Consider the following 15,484-nt stretch of genomic DNA (forward strand, 5'->3'; position numbering starts at 1 on the left):
ACAATCACCGTCACCCCGCCGTCAGGAGGGCGCGTTCGGCGTGTCGATGTCGTCGTAGACGCGCACGCGCACGCGCGTCCTCAGCGGCGCCTGAGCCGGCTCTTCGCGCTCTGCCGCCGATCGATGCTCGTCGTGGGCCGCGCGGACCGCCCGTTCGTCGGCGCTCGGCGGGAGTCGCCGCGGTCGTCCGCCTCCCACCCGTCGTCTTCCTCGTCTTCCTCGTCCTCGTCGTCGAACAGGTCGTCGTCGTCCTCGTCGTCGTCGTCCTCGTCGCGCGCCTCGGCCCGGCGCACCTCGAGCCCGAGCATCGTGAGCGCCTGCTCGAGCGTCAGCGCCGTCTTCACGGCCTCGAGCTCGACCCCCATGGCCTGGAGCGTCATCGCTATCTCGGGGCTCAGCCCGGACAGGATGGTCGGTGTGCCCATGAGCCGCGCGGCGGAGGCCAGGTTCGAGAGCACCGCGCACAGGTGGCTATCCATGATCCAGACGGCCGTGAGATCGATGACCAGCCCCTTCGCGCCGCTCTCGTGGATGGCCCGCAGCACCTCGGTGTTCAGCTGCTCCGCGAGGTCATCGGTCACGTCCCCCTGGATGGGCACCAGGATCCGGTCCCACAGGTTGATGATGGGAAGGCGCTTGAGCTCCATGGTCATCCTAAGGTTCGATGTCGGCGATCAAGACCGTTGAGTCATCGTGCGAGCGCCGGTGTCGGCTCATGAGGGCGCGGCAGGCATCCGCGGCCTTCATTCCACGAAACAGCGATAGATCGAAGCGAGGGGACACCCCGTCGGTGAACACGACGAGCCGGTCGCCCCGCGCGAGCTGCGCATCGAAGATCCGGACCTTGCTGAGCGATGCGCCGAGGATGCCCGGGCTCTGGAGCCACTGCACGCGCGTGCCGTACGACATCAGCTCGACGTTGCCGATGCCGCAGCCCTGGAGCCGCCCCTCCCGGAAGCGACAGATCATGCCGGCGGCGCCGCGGGTGCCGCGGAGCCGCACGTGGAGACGATCGATGAGGGCGCGGACGTCCTCGCCGCTCGGCGCGTCGGCGAGCGTCTTGAGCGCGACGTTCGCCGCGGCCGCCGCGTGCTCGCCGTGGCCGAGGGCGTCGATGACCGCGAAGAGGACGCCGTCTTCCCCGGCCCGCACGAACGCGGCGTCGCCGCTCACGAGCTCTCCGTCCTTGGGGAGGATCGCGTACTCCACGGAGAGCTTCACAGGTGGACCTCGATCTCCACCCGCGTGCCCTTCGGCCCCGAGTCGATATGAAAGCGATCGGCCAGCCGCTTGACCCCGATGATGCCGCGCCCCATACCGGTCTTGCTCTTGTAGCGCCCGGCGAGGATCTCCTGCAGGTTCTGGATGCCTGCACCCTCATCCACGGCGACGATGAGGAAGCGGACCGGGCTGTCGCGCTGCACCGCGAGTTCGATCGTCCCGCCAGGGGTATAGTGGACGATATTTCGCGCGAGCTCGCTGACGATGGTCGCGACCTTGTGCGACGTGAAGCTCTTTGCGCCGGCCGCATCGCAAACGGCCTTCGCGCTCAGGCGCGCCTCGCTGATGTCGGCCTCCACGTTGATGACCATGACCTTCGAGCGCCGCGAAGGTCGTTCGCCGCCAATCGCCGAAATTTCCGACCGGAGCCGACCGAGTCGCGTCGGATCCACATAGAGGCGGGCTCGGCGCTCGATGCTCGGAAGGATGTCGGGGAGGTCGTCGAGCGAGAACGCCTCGGGCTGGATCTCCGCCTCCCGCATGGCCCGGAGCAGGACTCCCTCTGCGTTCATCGCCGAGAGATAGCCGAGCAGGACGTTGAGAATCTGTTCGTGCGCGGGAGTCATCCGGAAAGCGCCTGGACCGGCAGGGTACCGGGGCCCCGGGTCCGCGTCGAGTGCGCGGCGACGGCATCGCCGGGTTCGCCAGCTGTGAGGCGGAAACCGCCGAGCTCCGGCCGGACAGCGCCAGCAGGGCTCGCTCGGTCCATCACCCGCATCGCGCAGGGCGTCGACCGGCCCGTGCCCGCGCCGACCGGACGGCCTACGGCCGGCTCCAAGCAACGCTCGTGCCTGGCTGACCGGCCCACCGTGGTCGCTCAGGCCGGGTAGTACGACGCCTGGCCTTGACGCAGCTCCTCGGTGATCTTGTTCTCCGCAAGGAGCTTCTTGAGCGGCTCCTGGAGCTCCGCCGCAGGGGTCCCCATCGCCAGCGCAAGGTCGTCGATCCCTTGCCCAGGCTCGATCTCCACATGGGCGAGCAGCGCCTCGGCGATCTCGTCCCCGGAGCTCCCGGACGACAGGCTCGCCGGGCTCGCGGGGTTCACCGGGCTCGGCGGAGCGGCCTGTTCGGCGGCTTTCGCGGGGGCCGTGACGGCGGGCGCCGGGGTGCGCGCGGCGCGCGACTTCGGCGCAGCGACGGCCGCACGCGCGCCACCTCCGCTCGCCCGCGGCGCGGCTGCCTTCTTGCGCGGCGCAGCGCGCGTCGGCTTCTTGGGCGACGGGGCGCTGCGGGGAGGCGCGGCCGGGCGGCTCGGCGCCGGAGCGCGCTCGCCCTTCCGGACCGGCTTGGCGGGAGTCGCGGCCGGCCCGGTCGATATCCCAGCGGCGCTGATGTCGACTTGCAGGTACCGCCCAGCGGTCCGGAGAACGTCCTTACGGACCAGCGCTCTCAGGCCCTCCAGGAACTCGGCCACGGAAGCACGAATCTCATTCTCGATCTCGACATCGGATATCACGCTGCCGCCGTCTCATGAATCCCTCGGAATGTCAACGTCTTCCACGCACAGTGGCCCGCACCGGCCGTAGAAACCAGGTGTTCCTGTGCCGGTCGGCGCTCGCGACCGGGCGCCGGATCCCTGGCTGGGGCCGCGCGCGTCCAGTGTGAATTTGCCGTTTTATCAAATGAAATGCTGGCAAGATCTGAAACGCATCGAGAGATCATGTCGGGCCCCTCCGTCTGCACGCATGGGCCTCGCGCTCGGGCAGAGGTCGACTCGCCGCTCACGGCCGCGCCAGGGTGGCGGCGCTGTGGGTATGCTCAAGCGGCCTTGACGGCGCGGAGCGACGCGCGGCGCAACGGGCGGAGCTGCGACGCCGCAAAGGCCGCGCCGAGGGCGAGCCCGCGGAGCGTCAGCCGCATGCAGAGGACGTCGAGATACCCCTCGCGGTGCAGGGCGGTGATCGCCCGGCGAACGTCGGTCCGACGCACCTGAAGGGCCGTGGTCAATGTGTCGAGGTTCACCGTCTTGCCCTCGCTCTGGAGGGCAACCAGCGTCCGGAGGAGATGCGGAGCGAGGTCCTTGTTGGTCATGGCGCGCACCGTAAACCGCCTCCTGAACGGCCGTACAGTTTGTGGCGACGTTTTTCTCCCGGTCGCCTGCGGGGAGCGCTGGAGACGCCCCGAAGGCGACCGTCGTCTATGGTAGGCCCTCCCCGTGCACGCCGACGCCTCACCTCCTCAAGCCGTGATCCTCGCCGGCGGACTCGGCACCCGGATGCGCCCCCGGACGGAGCGCACCCCGAAATTCCTTCTGCCCGTGGCCGGGCGGCCGTTCGGGGCGTGGCTCCTCGAGCGGCTCGCCGCAGCGGGCTTTGGTGAGGTGGTCCTCTGCGTGGGTCACCTCGGCGACGCCGTTCGACGGGCGATGGGCGATCGGTTCGCGGGCCTGCCGCTCCATTATGCCGACGACGGCCCCGATCTCCTGGGCACGGCCGGCGCGCTGCGCCGCGCGCTGCCCCAGCTGGCTCCTGTGTTCCTCATGACCTACGGCGACTCCTACCTCCCCTTCGACTACCTGGCCCCGCTCCGGGACCTCTGCACACACCCCGGCGCGCTCGGCACGATGGCCGTGTACCGGAACGAGGGTCGGTTCGATGCGTCGAACGCCGCGGTCTCGGGCGACCTGGTGGTGCGTTACGAGAAGCGGCGCGCGGGCGCGGCGCCCGACCCTGCGCTCGACCACATCGATTACGGTGCCACCGCGCTCCGCCGTGAGGTCGTCGAGGCGCTGCCAGCCGACGCGCCGCTCGGCTTCGAGGTGGTGCAGCGCGACCTCGCGGCGCGCGGCCTCCTCCGGGCCTTCGCGGTCGCGGCGCGCTTCCACGAGATCGGCTCGGAGCAGGGCCTCCGCGATCTCGAGGCCACCCTCACGACCGCGGCCGCGACGGAGGAGCGGGGATGATCGTCTCTCGCGCCCCGGTCCGCTTCTCCCTCGGCGGCGGCGGGACCGATCTGCCCGCGTACTCCGGCCGCTTCGGCGGCTACCTCGTGTCGGCCGCCATCGACAAGTACATCTATGTGACGGCCAACAAGCGCTTCCACCGGGACATCCGCCTCGCGTACTCCAAGACCGAGATCGTCCCCTCGGTCGACGCGATCGAGCACCCGATCTTCCGGGAAGCGCTCCGGATGCTGGGAATCGAGCACTCGATCGAGCTCACGAGCGTCGCGGATCTCCCCGCGAACTCGGGCCTCGGCTCGTCGAGCTCGTTCACGGTCGCCCTCCTCAACGCCCTGCACACGTACAAGCGCGACTTCGTGTCGTCCGAGCAGCTCGCTCGCGAGGCCTGCTCCATCGAGATCGAGCGCCTCGGAGAGCCGATCGGCAAGCAGGACCAGTACATCGCCGCCTACGGCAACGTCACGGCGTTCACGTTCTCTCCGGACGGCTCGGTGCACGTCGAGCCCGTCCCGGTCCGCGACGAGGTGCTGGACGAGCTCGAGAGCAACCTGCTCATCGTGTGGAGCGGCGTCGAAAGGCCGGCCAGGATTGTGCTCTCGGAGCAGGGCCGGCGGCTGCAAGACCTGGAGCCCGCGGTGGTCGAGCGGATGCACCGCATCAAGGAGATCGGCCGCGACGTGCACCGCATCCTCGTCACGGGCAGGCTCGACGACTACGGCGAGCTCCTCCACGCCCACTGGACCCAGAAGCGTAAGCTCGCGTCCAAGATGACCGACGAGGTCCTCGACGAGATCTACGAGCTCGCTCGAGGCGCTGGGGCGCTCGGCGGCAAGCTGATGGGGGCCGGCGGCGGGGGCTTCTTCATGTTCTACGTCCGGCCGGCGGAGCGGCGCCGGGTGCTGGAAGCGCTCGCCGCGAAGGGCCTGCGCGTCCTGCGCTTCCGCTTCGATCTCGACGGCGCGCGCATCGTCGCGAACCTGCACCGATCGTGAGCGGGCGCGCCGGCGCCCCCCTCCTGCTGGGCATTTCAGCGGGACTCTGGCTATAGATCGGCCCTATGCCTCAGAGCACGCACGACTTCGTCGAAAAGTACCTCCGCGAGACGTCCGAGATCGCCCTCGCGACGAGCCCCGACGACATGGCTCGCGTCATCGAGATCCTCTTCGATGCGTACCGGAGCGATCGCACCATCTACACGTGCGGCAACGGCGGCTCGGCGGCCAACGCGAGCCACCTCGCCTGCGACATCGCCAAGTTCACGTGGGTCGATGGCAAGCGGCGCTTCAAGTGCACCTCGCTCTGCGACAACGCAGCGCTCCTCAGCGCCCTCACCAATGACGTCGGCTTCAACCGGATCTTCCTCGAGCAGCTCGACGGCCGCATGGTCGCGGGCGACGTGCTCGTGTGCCTGAGCGTGCACGGCGGCTCGGGCGCCGATCGCGCCGGCCCATGGTCGCAGAACCTCGTCGCCGCCGCGGATTTCGCGAAGAAGACGGGGGCCAAGGTGGTCGCGCTCGTCGGCTACGACGGCGGCGCCCTGCGCCAGATGGCCGACGCCAGCGTGATCGTGCCGAGGACGCGGGCGGGCTACACGTCGACGCCGCACGTGGAGGGCTTCCACGAGGTCTACCACCACCTCATCTGCGAGCGGCTCCTCCAGCTCGTGGCCGAGAGCTGAGCCCCGCGTGGCGAGGCGCGGGATCCTGCTCGACCGCGACGGTACGCTCATCGACGTGGTGCGCGATCACGAGCTCGGCGTCGTCGTGACGGCGTTTCATCCGGATCAGATACGCCTCCTCCCCGGCGCGATCGAGGGCCTGCGGCGCCTTGCGGACGCGGGGTTCCTGCTGGCGATCGCGACCAACCAGCCGGGCGCGGCGAAGGGCCAGGTCCCGTGGGGGGCGATCGAGCGCACGAACCGCGCGCTCGTCGATCGCCTCCGCGAGGCCGGCGTCGCGATCGCGGCGCTCGCGGTGTGCCCTCACCACCCCGAGGGCGGGCCGGGCGGCGATCCGGCGCTCATCGGCCCGTGCGATTGCAGGAAGCCCAAGCCGGGCATGCTCACGGCGCTCGCGCGCGACCTCGATCTCGACGTCGCGGCGAGCTGGATGATCGGCGACGCGCCGAGCGACGTGGCGGCCGCGCGCGCGGCGGGCATGCGGGCGGGCCTCGTCATGGATGGACGCCGCTGCGAGCTGTGCCCGCTCCGCGGCGAGGCTGGTCTCCCCTGCCCCGATCGCGCGGCGCCGCGTATCGATCTCCTCGCCGCCGAGATCCTCGCCGAGCCGCGCGGCTAGCGGGCTCTGGCGCGCCACGCCGCGCCGCGCCGCGCCGCGACGCCCGATAGCCCGCGCGCGGCGTGCTACCGTCCCGCCGTGACGCCTCCTCCGGATCACGACGGCGGCGCGCTCGACGATGGGGGCGCCCGCGACGACACCCCGGCCACCGCGGCCGAGCTCGACGCCCGCCTCTCGGCGGCCCGCTACATCTCCGATCCGGCGACCTCGCTCGCGCTCTGGCTCGCCCTCCGGATGGCGCGGCCGCTGCTGCTCGAGGGGCCGGCCGGCGTCGGCAAGACCGATCTCGCCCGCGCCGCCGCCGAGGCGCTCGGCCGAGGGCTCATCCGGCTCCAGTGCTACGAGGGCCTCGATGAGGCGAAGGCGCTCTACGAGTGGGACTACGCGAAGCAGATGCTCTACACGCAGCTGCTGCGCGACGCCGTCGCGAAGGAGATCGCCGGCGCGGCGAGCCTCGCCGCGGCCGCGCGCGCGATCGCGGGGAGCGAGGCGTCGTTCTTCAGCGAGCATTTCTTGATCGCGCGCCCGCTCCTCGCGGCGCTGCGGAGCGCCGCGCCGGTCGTCCTGCTCATCGACGAGGTCGATCGCGCGGACCCTGAGTTCGAGGCGTTCCTGCTCGAGGTGCTCTCCGACATGCAGGTCACGATCCCCGAGCTCGGCACGATCCGCGCCGCGCACCCGCCGCTCGTCCTGCTGACGACGAACGCGACGCGCGAGATGACCGAGGCGCTGCGCCGCCGGTGCCTGCACGCGTTCCTGGACTACCCGCCTCCGTCGCGCGAGCTCGCCATCCTGAGGGTCGCCCTCCCGGGGATCGAGCCCCGCCTCGCGGCGCAGATCGTGGCGTTCGTCGGCGCCCTGCGGGCCATGGATCTGCGGAAATCTCCCGCGATCAGCGAGACGATCGACTGGGCCCGCGCGCTGCTCCTGCTCGGCAAGCGCGCGGTGACGCCGGAGCTCGCGCGCGACACGCTCGGCGTCCTGCTCAAGCACCAGAGCGACCGCGGCGACGCGGAGGCGAAGCTCGGCACCCTCGTGCGTGCCGCCGAGCACGCGGGCGCGGACGAGCCGGTTACCTGAGCTCGGCCACCTTCTCGCCGAACAGCTTCTCGAGCCGCCCGAGCATGGCGTCGTTCGGCTCGACGCGCAGATCACGCCCCAGCGACAGCACCGCCTCTGCACCATCATCGAGCTGGATCACGAGCTGCACCGGGCACACCCCGGGGCTCGCCCGCAGGAGCGCCCCCAGCCGATCGATGTGCTCGCGCCTGGCGCTGCGCGACTTCAGCGTGATCGCCACGCTCCGGGTCTGCGCGAGGATGGCGTCGGCGAGCGGCTGCACCTCGTCGAGCAGCAGGGTCGGCTCGCGCGGCGCGGCCTCGGCCTCCTCGGCCCCCTCGTCCACCATCGGGAAGCTGATCTTCCCCGAGATCAGGACCGGCTCCCCCCGGTTCAAGAGGTCCGCGTAGCTCTCGATCTGCTTCTCGCGCACCTTGACCTCGACCCGGCCCGTCGTGTCCTCGAGCACGAAGAACGCGATCTTGCCGCCGCCCCCCTTGAAGATGCGCTCTCGGTAGCCCTCGACCATCCCGCCGACGCGCACCCTGGCCCAGGCATCCATGCCGGCCAGCGCGCTCACCGCGGTCACGTCGAAGCGGTTCAGATCCACGCCGTACCGATCCAGCGGGTGCCCCGAGACGTAGAACCCGAGCGACTGCTTCTCCCGCGAGAGCGTCTCGCGCAGATCCCAGTCCTCGGCCGTCGGGTAATCGTCCAGCCTCACCTCGCTCTTGGACGCCACCGCCGCGAACAGGCCGATCTGCGCGCTGTTCCGATCCTTGCTCGCGGAGCGCGAGCGCTCGAGCGCCCTGTCGATGCCGGCGAACGCCCGCGCCCGCGAGATGCCCCGCGCATTGAGGCTCGCGTCGAACGCGCCGCACTGCACGAGCGCCTCGAACACTCCCTTGTTGACCCGCCGCGGATCGACCCGCTCGGCGAAGTCGAACAGGTCCGCGAACGCGCCGCCCGCGTCGCGCGCCTCGAGGATCGCCTCGAGCGCCGACTCGCCGACGCCGCGGATCGCGCCCATTCCGAAGCGGATCTTCGGATCGTACGGGTCCCTCACCCGCGAGCCTCCGCGCCGGGTGCCGGTCACGCGCTTGCCGTTCGTCGCCGGCTTCGCGCTGTAGACGACGGTGAAGTCGGTCTTGGACTCGTTGATCTCGGGCGGGAGGATCTCGACCCCCCACGCGCGCCCCTCCGCGATGATCCGGACGACCTTCTCTATCTTGTCGCGGTCGGCCGTCATCAGCGCGCAGAGGAACTCGACCGGGTAGTGCGCCTTGAGGTAGGCCGTCTGGTAGGTCAGCAGCGCGTACGCCGCCGAGTGGCTCTTGTTGAAGCCGTAGCCCGCGAAGTACTCGAGGAGCCCGAAGATGCGCTCGGCGTCCTCGCCCTTCACACCGTTCTTGAGCGAGCCGTCGACGAACGTCGCCTTCTGCTTCGCCATCTCCTCGGGCTTCTTCTTGCCCATGGCGCGCCGGAGCAGATCGGCGCCGCCGAGCGTGTAGCCCGCGAGCTTCTGCGCGATCTGCATGACCTGCTCCTGGTAGACGATGACGCCGTACGTCGGCTGGAGGAGCTCGTCGACGAGCGGGTGCATCTTCTCGATCGGCTTGCGGCCGTGCTTGCAGTCGACGAAGTCCTTCACCATGCCGGTGCCGAGCGGCCCGGGCCGGTAGAGCGCCACGGCGGCGACGATGTCCTCGAAGGCGTCCGGCTTGAGGTCCTTGAAGAGCTGCTGCATGCCGCTCGACTCGAGCTGGAACACCCCGGTGGTCTCGCCCGACTGGAGGAGCGCGTAGGTGGCGGTGTCGTCGAGCGGCACCGTGTTCACGTCGAAGCGATTGCCCTCCTTGCCCGCGAGGTCGGGCCGCGCGTTCACCAGCCGCACCGCGATGTCGATGACGGTGAGCGTCTTCAGCCCGAGGAAGTCGAACTTCACGAGCCCGGCCAGCTCGGCGTCGTCCTTGTAGTACTGCGTGACGAGCTGCTCGCCGTTCTTGAAGCAGGGGACGTGGTCCCAGAGCGGGCCCTCGCTGATCACGACGCCGGCGGCGTGCATGCCCGCGTGCCGCGTCAGGCCCTCGAGCTTCTGCGCCTGCTTCAGGAGCTCCGCGACCGTGGGGTCGCTCTCCTTGAGGGCCTTGAGCTTCGGCTCGATCTCGAGCGCCTCGGGGATCGTGTACATGATCCCCGGGCTCTTCTGCGGGATGAGGCTCGCGATCTTCTGCGCCTCGTTCGCGGGGAACGCCATCGCCCGCGCGACGTCCTTGATCACGCTCCGCGCCTTGAGCTCGTGGAACGTCGCGATCTGCCCCACGGAGGGTTTGTCGGCCTCCTTGCTGTACTTCTTGGTGACGTAGGAGATGACCTCGTCGCGCCGGTCCATGCAGAAGTCGACGTCGAAGTCGGGCATGCTCACGCGCTCCGGGTTCAGGAAGCGCTCGAACAGCAGGTTGTACGGGAGCGGATCGAGATCGGTGATCTCCATCGCGTAGGCGACGAGCGAGCCCGCGCCCGATCCGCGGCCCGGCCCGACCGGGATGCCGTGGTCCTTGGCGTACTTGATGAAGTCCCAGACGATGAGGAAGTAGCCCGGGAAGTCCATCTGGACGATGACGTTGAGCTCGACGTCGAGCCGCGCGCGGTAGCTCGCCTCGTCCACCTTCCTGCCCGTCTGCGCGATCTGGGCGAGCCGCTTCGTGAGGCCGTCGTGCGCCACGTGCCGGAAGTACGACGCCGAGTCCGAGAACCCGCTCGGCAGGGGGAACGTCGGGAGCATCGGCTTGCCGAGCTTGAGCTTCAGCGTCGAGCACCGCTCGGCGATCTCGAGCGTCGACCGCACCGCCTGCGGGTGGTCGCGGAACAGGTGCATCATCTCGTCGGCGGGCTTGAGGAACATCTCGAAGCTGCCGTGGTGCGCGGCGCTCGCCTCCGCGAACGTGCGGTTGGCCGCGATGCACGACAGGTAGAGCTGCCCCTCGCCGTCCTCGCGCGCGCCGAAGTGCGCGTCGTTGGTCGCGACGAGCGGGAGCCCCAGATCGCCCGCCGCCCGCGCCAGGATTCCGTTGAGCACCGACTGCTCGACGAGCCCGTGGTCCTGCAGCTCGACGTAGAGGCTCCCGGGCTGGAAGCAGTCCCTGAGCCGGCTGAGCGCCTCGCGCCCCTCCCCCTCGCCCTGCTCGAGGATCCGCTGGGCGACGACGCCGCCCATGCAGCCGGTCAAGCCGATGAGCCCCGCGCTGTGCTGCGCCACCGTGTCGAGCCGCACGCTCGGCGCGAGCCCGCTCGCGGGATCGACGTGCCCTTGGGAGACGATGCGGACGAGGTTCTTGTAGCCCTCCTCGGACGCGGCGAGCAGCACGAGGTGATCGACGGGCGTCTCGTCCACGCCGGAGCGCGACACCTGCCCCGCGGCCGCGCCCCAGCTGCGGGCGACGTTGACCTCGCAGCCGATGATCGCGCCGATGCCCTGGTCCTTGCAGGCCTTGTAGTGCTGAATGGCGCCGAACATGTTCCCGTGATCGGTCAGGGCGACGGCGCGCATCCCCAGCGATTTGGCGCGCGCGGCGAGGTCCTTGACGCGCAGCGAGCCGTCGAGGAGCGAGTACTGCGAATGCACGTGGAGGTGGATGAACTCAGCTGTCACAGCGGGCTTCCAGGGGGCTTCTCATCGTGGTGGTAGTCGGGAAAGACCGGTAATCGGGGAGAGGGCGCGGAGAGCGAGATCGGGAGGCGCTGGGACAATCCACCAGCGCTCACCGGCGGGCTCACATATAGCGCATTGCGCAGCGGGGATCGCCCTTGATGAGCCGCGCAGGCCGGCGCTAGCATGTGCGCCCGTCCGAGAGCACTTGCCTGATCCGGGGTGGGGTTTCCAGAAAGTGAGGTCGATGATGCGTCAATCCCGTATCGCCGTCGCGGTGTATTTGGCGACCGCGCTCGTGTCCGCTGCCGGTTGTGGCTCCGAGGCCACGGCGCCTGTCGTTCAAGACGTCGACCTCGGTCAGCCGCCCGCGCCGGGGCCGGAGCAGGCGGGGGATGGCGAGGGCGTCGCGTTCGCGATCGACCGGCTCTTCCTCGGTGATACGGATCGCGATGGGAAGAAGGTGGCCGGCAGCTGGAAGCAGTACGGATTCAACCTCGACGGCAAGGTGTCCAGCACCGTATCACAGGACCTGTGCAAGCCGGTGGATGACACCGCTCCTTCGGAGGTCTATCCGGACGGCGCCGATGGGATCGACAACGCCTTTGGCAGCAAGCTCGTCGGCCTCATCTCCAACCTCCTGACCGACCCGTCGACCCGGGTCAGCGACGCCATCGGCAAGGGCGATTTCACGGTGATCTTCAAGGTCGACGGGCTCGGCGAGCGGTCGTCCTACAACCCCCTCACCGCGAAGCTCTACGGCGGCGCCACGCTGGGCGAGGCGCCCACGTGGGATGGCGCCGACCGGTGGCCTGTCGTACCGGAGCTCCTCGACGACGCTCAGGACGTCGAGAGCTCCAAGGTGGTGTTCCCGGCCAGCTACGTCGTCGACGACACATGGGTTTCGGGCCCGGATTCACAGGTCACGTTCCAGCTGAACCTGACGGTCTCGGACACCATCATCGGTCTCACGATCCGCAACGTGAGGATCGCGATGGATCTCGCGCCCGATCACAAATCGGTGGTCAAAGGGACCATTGCGGGCGTGCTCGAGACGGCTGTCCTCGTCGAGGAGCTCCGCGGCGTCATCGGCGCCGTACAGCCGAATTTCTGCGAAGGCCCCGCGCTGGAGACGATCCTCGACCAGGTCCGCCGCGCCTCGGACATCATGAAGGATGGCAGCCAGGACCCGAGCAAGCAGTGCGACGCCATCTCCATCGGCATCGGGTTCACAGCGAAAGCGGTCCAGCTGGGCGAGATCGCGCCGCCTGCCGAGACGACCGGCGTGCCGTGCCAGCCGGCGCCCGCAGACGAAGGCTGATCGCCGCGCGACTCGCATCCACCGGCGGCCACCGCGTCGCGCACGCCTCCTGGGCTCCGGGGGCACCTCCCGGGTGCCCGCGCCCGCCGCAATCCCCACAGCCTGCGACGTGCAACCTGCTCCGCTGGGTCCGGCCACCCGCGAAGATCGTGCTCGCGCTTGAGCCGTCGCGCCCCCCGCGAGCGTCTCAAGGAGCGACCCCACCCGTCCAGGGTACGCGCTGAGGCAAGGGACGTCTTGCCAGCGCGCTCTCTCGGTCCGCCCGCTGGTGGGCGGGCCGCGAGGCGCCCTCTTCCTGGTTTCGTTCGTCCTGACTTTTCGCTAGAAGTCGGCATCGCTTCGAGCGTCCACCACGCAAGTACCCGATGGCGGTGAAGATTCATGGCGAGCTGCCGTCCAAGGGCGTCAGCCCGGCGGGTCGCCGATGCGAGCTCTGGCTCGTGCCCCTCAGAGGAGAACAAGGTCCATGCGTAGATACGTCGCTTCCGTTCTGTGCGCCGTGATGATGATTGGCGCTGCCGCCGCGACGGCGGGTTGCACGGCCAGCGCCTCGTTCAACGCCGGCAAGGAGCCGGTGGCCGAGCCCCCGCCCCCGCCCCCGCCGGAGCCGAAGCCCGAGCCGAAGGAGGAGAAGAAGCCCCGCCCGCGCTTCAAGCTGACGTTCAAGCTCAAGGGCAACGAGGTCTCTCTCCCCGGCCCGGTGGTCTTCGAGACGAACAGCGACAAGCTCCTGCCCGAGAGCGACGAGGTCCTCAACCTCGTCGACGACTTCCTGAAGCAGCGGGAGGATGTCAGCCTGCTCCGCGTCGAGGGCCATACCGACTCGGACGGTGAGGACGCCGCGAACCAGACGCTGTCCGAGAAGCGCGCGATGGCGGTCGCTCGCTGGCTCGTCGCGAAGGGGAACGACTGCAAGCGCTTCATCGCCGTCGGGTTCGGCGAGACCAAGCCGGTCGCCGACAACAACACGCCCGAGGGCAAGGCCCAGAACCGCCGCACCGGGTTCTTCATCGCGGCCATCAAGGGCAAGGCGGTCGACAAGCAGCCCGTGGACGGCGGCGGCAAGGTCGCCGGCGACGCCTGCAAGTGACGCCGCTGCGCCCGGGCGCGCTTCGTGACGCGCGCCGCGATCACCGCGGGCCCGGGCACGTCGGGGCGCTCCCCTTCTGCTGACGGCGGAGCTCAGTGGCCGGCGCACGCCGGCCGCCGGAGCCGCTGCGTTCTCCGCGCGCCGGCGGCCAACGCCGCCCTGCGATCCTTCTTTTCTTGCCTCCCCCACCAGCTTCACTATCGGTACGTCTCCACGACATGCGGAGACGTCACGACAGGGCCCTGGGTCGCCTCCTTTCCATCGCCTTCCTCTCGGTCGGCCTCTTCGGCTGCAACTCCGGGGCGGGCGACGTCCGCCCGTGGACGCGGGACGACCACGATCCGCCGAACCCCGGCGAGGGGCAGGGCCAGGGCGGCAAGGTAGCCGCTCGGCCGGTCGCGTCCGATGAGACCGATCCAGGGCTGATCGAGCTCGCCTGGCAGCGAAACTGCTCCACCTGCCACGGCAGGGCCGGGCGAGGCGACGGCCCGCAAGGCCCGATGGTCCGCGCCCCGGACCTCACCGAGGCGGCATGGCAGGATCGGGTGACCGACGCCCAGATGGCCGACACGATCAGGAAGGGCAAGAACAAGATGCCCGCGTTCGACCTGCCGCAGCCGGTGATCGAGGGCCTCGTGAAGCGCGTCCGCACCAACCGAGCGCGCTGAAGCCTGATGAGCTCGACCTCGCAGCACGATCTCGATGAGGCGCCGGCGGAGAGGCCGGCGGAGCCGGAGGCCCGGCCGCCGTGGCTCCGGCGTCTCGCGCCAGCGATCCTCCTGGTGGGTGCGCTGGTTGCGGGGAGCACGCTCGTCAAGCGCCTGCCCGAAGAGCGGGAGATCGAGCTGCGGCTCGACGATGCAGCGACGGTCGTGCAGCTCGGCGTGACGTGGACGGATTCTTCTTCGAGCGACCGTGCGGACGACACGGCGACGGTCATCGACAGCTCATGGCGCTTCGCCGAGGGCACGGCCCCGCGGGCTGTCCTCACGAAGGTGTCGCTCCCGGATGGCCTCTACCAGGTGGAGATCACGGTCGGCAGGAAGGGCGGGCACGACGTGACGAGCCGGGCCATCACGCTCGCGGACGAGTCCCGGATCACGCTGTTCGTGCACTGAACGGCGCCCCGCGCGTTCTCGCCGACCTCGCGGAGCGCGCGTCGGCCGGCGCTCCTGGAGCGAGCCCAACAGCAGCCGGATCTGCCGGAGACCTGCTGGTGCTCGTTGCGGTCGCCCGGCGCATGAGACCGTTGACGCCCGGAAACCGACAAGCAAGGCAGCGCCGTGAGTTGGAGGCGTGTCCCTCAGGTACCACCTCGCGTCCGGCAAGCCGCACGCAGCCCTTGATGAAAAACCTTCACACTTAAATACAAGTCATTGTTATTGTTGATTTTTTTCTTCTTCCAGTGGCAGCGTTTCGGGTGGGAATGGAATGTGAGAACGAATTCCCTTGATGCGTTCCCCCCGAAACCGCTACTTCTTGGCCCGCGGAAGCAGGGCGTGGCACCTTATCCTACAACCACTTACACGCTCTGACTGGGACGACCGTGGTGCATCGTGGTGCCCCCCCGGAGGGAGCGACCATGCGGCCTGTACAGTGCCGCTGGAGGCGGAGAAGGAGAACCGATGAGGATCACCCCGTGGTATCTGGCTGCGCTCGCCCCGTTCGCCGCCATTGGTTGCAGTGGCGCGTACCTCGGTCACGCCGCTGTCGTCGCATTGACGATCGGCATCTTCCTCGGGACCCTTTCGCTCGGCCGCACGCCGAGCTCGAGCCCCGCCCCGCCGAACGCCCCTGTCTCCTGACTTTCTCGCCCAGCTGCCGCCTGCTGCACCTCGACGCGAGGGTTTCCCGAGCGCGCGACAGCGCTGGAGCTTACGCTCGG

16 protein-coding genes are annotated in these 15,484 nt (G+C 69.7%); 10 read left to right on the top strand and 6 right to left on the bottom strand.

Annotated features, from left to right (window positions below; translation table 11 throughout):
• Positions 1–80: 80 nt before the first annotated feature.
• From WMF11_RS20915 to WMF11_RS20935, 5 genes are all read right to left on the bottom strand, one after another.
• The gene (locus tag WMF11_RS20915) at positions 81–647 is read right to left on the bottom strand and encodes an STAS domain-containing protein (protein ID WP_437910248.1); all 567 of its coding nucleotides are present in this window, start codon (positions 645–647) and stop codon (positions 81–83) included.
• A 7-nt stretch (positions 648–654) separates the two neighbouring features.
• On the bottom strand, positions 655–1,221 hold the full coding sequence (locus WMF11_RS20920) for a SpoIIE family protein phosphatase (RefSeq protein WP_437554158.1): 567 nt from the start codon (positions 1,219–1,221) through the stop codon (positions 655–657).
• A complete protein-coding gene (locus tag WMF11_RS20925; RefSeq protein ID WP_437554160.1) occupies positions 1,218–1,793 on the bottom strand; it encodes an ATP-binding protein in 576 nt (191 codons plus the stop codon). The genes WMF11_RS20920 and WMF11_RS20925 overlap by 4 nt, the downstream gene beginning before the upstream one ends.
• Positions 1,794–2,098: 305 nt before the next feature.
• Complete coding sequence (locus WMF11_RS20930; RefSeq protein WP_437910252.1) at positions 2,099–2,695, bottom strand: hypothetical protein; 597 nt, start codon at positions 2,693–2,695, stop codon at positions 2,099–2,101.
• Between the two features lie 344 nt (positions 2,696–3,039).
• Entirely contained in the window at positions 3,040–3,312 is a 273-nt protein-coding gene (locus tag WMF11_RS20935; protein ID WP_437554164.1) for a hypothetical protein, read from the bottom strand.
• 124 nt (positions 3,313–3,436) lie between these two features.
• On the opposite strand from WMF11_RS20935, the gene WMF11_RS20940 reads away from it, so the two are divergent.
• From WMF11_RS20940 to WMF11_RS20960, 5 genes are all read left to right on the top strand, one after another.
• Positions 3,437–4,183, top strand: coding sequence for a nucleotidyltransferase family protein (locus tag WMF11_RS20940; RefSeq protein WP_437910256.1), 747 nt, complete (start codon positions 3,437–3,439; stop codon positions 4,181–4,183).
• A complete protein-coding gene (locus tag WMF11_RS20945; protein ID WP_437910258.1) occupies positions 4,180–5,175 on the top strand; it encodes a GHMP family kinase ATP-binding protein in 996 nt (331 codons plus the stop codon). The genes WMF11_RS20940 and WMF11_RS20945 overlap by 4 nt, the downstream gene beginning before the upstream one ends.
• A gap of 65 nt (positions 5,176–5,240) precedes the next feature.
• Positions 5,241–5,861: a D-sedoheptulose-7-phosphate isomerase gene (locus WMF11_RS20950; RefSeq protein WP_012236377.1), complete on the top strand. Its 621-nt coding sequence runs from the start codon at positions 5,241–5,243 to the stop codon at positions 5,859–5,861.
• Positions 5,862–5,868: 7 nt separating this feature from the next.
• The gene (locus WMF11_RS20955; RefSeq protein WP_437978690.1) at positions 5,869–6,480 is read left to right on the top strand and encodes a D-glycero-alpha-D-manno-heptose-1,7-bisphosphate 7-phosphatase; all 612 of its coding nucleotides are present in this window, start codon (positions 5,869–5,871) and stop codon (positions 6,478–6,480) included.
• Between the two features lie 78 nt (positions 6,481–6,558).
• The gene (locus WMF11_RS20960) at positions 6,559–7,560 is read left to right on the top strand and encodes an AAA family ATPase (protein WP_437978691.1); all 1,002 of its coding nucleotides are present in this window, start codon (positions 6,559–6,561) and stop codon (positions 7,558–7,560) included.
• Here the strand turns inward: WMF11_RS20960 and dnaE are convergent.
• A complete protein-coding gene (gene dnaE / locus WMF11_RS20965) occupies positions 7,553–11,191 on the bottom strand; it encodes a DNA polymerase III subunit alpha (RefSeq protein WP_437978692.1) in 3,639 nt (1,212 codons plus the stop codon). The two genes, WMF11_RS20960 and dnaE, sit on opposite strands and share 8 nt — an antisense overlap.
• 244 nt (positions 11,192–11,435) lie before the next feature.
• Between dnaE and WMF11_RS20970 the strand changes: the two genes are divergently transcribed.
• From WMF11_RS20970 to WMF11_RS20990, 5 genes are all read left to right on the top strand, one after another.
• Complete coding sequence (locus tag WMF11_RS20970; RefSeq protein ID WP_437910265.1) at positions 11,436–12,509, top strand: hypothetical protein; 1,074 nt, start codon at positions 11,436–11,438, stop codon at positions 12,507–12,509.
• Between the two features lie 466 nt (positions 12,510–12,975).
• Positions 12,976–13,599, top strand: a complete 624-nt coding sequence (locus WMF11_RS20975; RefSeq protein ID WP_437554177.1) for an OmpA family protein — start codon at positions 12,976–12,978, stop codon at positions 13,597–13,599.
• 218 nt (positions 13,600–13,817) lie between these two features.
• Positions 13,818–14,267, top strand: coding sequence for a c-type cytochrome (locus WMF11_RS20980; RefSeq protein ID WP_437978693.1), 450 nt, complete (start codon positions 13,818–13,820; stop codon positions 14,265–14,267).
• A gap of 6 nt (positions 14,268–14,273) precedes the next feature.
• Positions 14,274–14,717, top strand: coding sequence for a hypothetical protein (locus WMF11_RS20985; RefSeq protein WP_437978694.1), 444 nt, complete (start codon positions 14,274–14,276; stop codon positions 14,715–14,717).
• 507 nt (positions 14,718–15,224) lie between these two features.
• Positions 15,225–15,404 carry a hypothetical protein gene (locus WMF11_RS20990; RefSeq protein ID WP_012236385.1) on the top strand — a complete coding sequence of 60 codons (180 nt, stop codon included), beginning with the start codon at positions 15,225–15,227 and terminating at the stop codon, positions 15,402–15,404.
• The last annotated feature ends 80 nt before the right edge of the window (positions 15,405–15,484 follow it).

The organism is Sorangium sp. So ce295 (assembly GCF_051527405.1).
GTDB lineage: Bacteria > Myxococcota_A > Polyangia > Polyangiales > Polyangiaceae > Sorangium > Sorangium cellulosum_B.

What these genes read in the sequence shown, in the direction of transcription:
- WMF11_RS20915 (WP_437910248.1), bottom strand. Translation starts at nt 647, where the DNA reads ATGGAGCTCAAGCGCCTTCCCATCATCAACCTGTGGGACCGGATCCTG.
- WMF11_RS20945 (WP_437910258.1), top strand. Translation starts at nt 4,180, where the DNA reads ATGATCGTCTCTCGCGCCCCGGTCCGCTTCTCCCTCGGCGGCGGCGGG.
- WMF11_RS20970 (WP_437910265.1), top strand. Translation starts at nt 11,436, where the DNA reads ATGATGCGTCAATCCCGTATCGCCGTCGCGGTGTATTTGGCGACCGCG.
- WMF11_RS20950 (WP_012236377.1), top strand. Translation starts at nt 5,241, where the DNA reads ATGCCTCAGAGCACGCACGACTTCGTCGAAAAGTACCTCCGCGAGACG.
- WMF11_RS20985 (WP_437978694.1), top strand. Translation starts at nt 14,274, where the DNA reads ATGAGCTCGACCTCGCAGCACGATCTCGATGAGGCGCCGGCGGAGAGG.
- WMF11_RS20935 (WP_437554164.1), bottom strand. Translation starts at nt 3,312, where the DNA reads ATGACCAACAAGGACCTCGCTCCGCATCTCCTCCGGACGCTGGTTGCC.
- WMF11_RS20975 (WP_437554177.1), top strand. Translation starts at nt 12,976, where the DNA reads ATGCGTAGATACGTCGCTTCCGTTCTGTGCGCCGTGATGATGATTGGC.
- WMF11_RS20990 (WP_012236385.1), top strand. Translation starts at nt 15,225, where the DNA reads ATGAGGATCACCCCGTGGTATCTGGCTGCGCTCGCCCCGTTCGCCGCC.
- WMF11_RS20925 (WP_437554160.1), bottom strand. Translation starts at nt 1,793, where the DNA reads ATGAACGCAGAGGGAGTCCTGCTCCGGGCCATGCGGGAGGCGGAGATC.
- WMF11_RS20980 (WP_437978693.1), top strand. Translation starts at nt 13,818, where the DNA reads ATGCGGAGACGTCACGACAGGGCCCTGGGTCGCCTCCTTTCCATCGCC.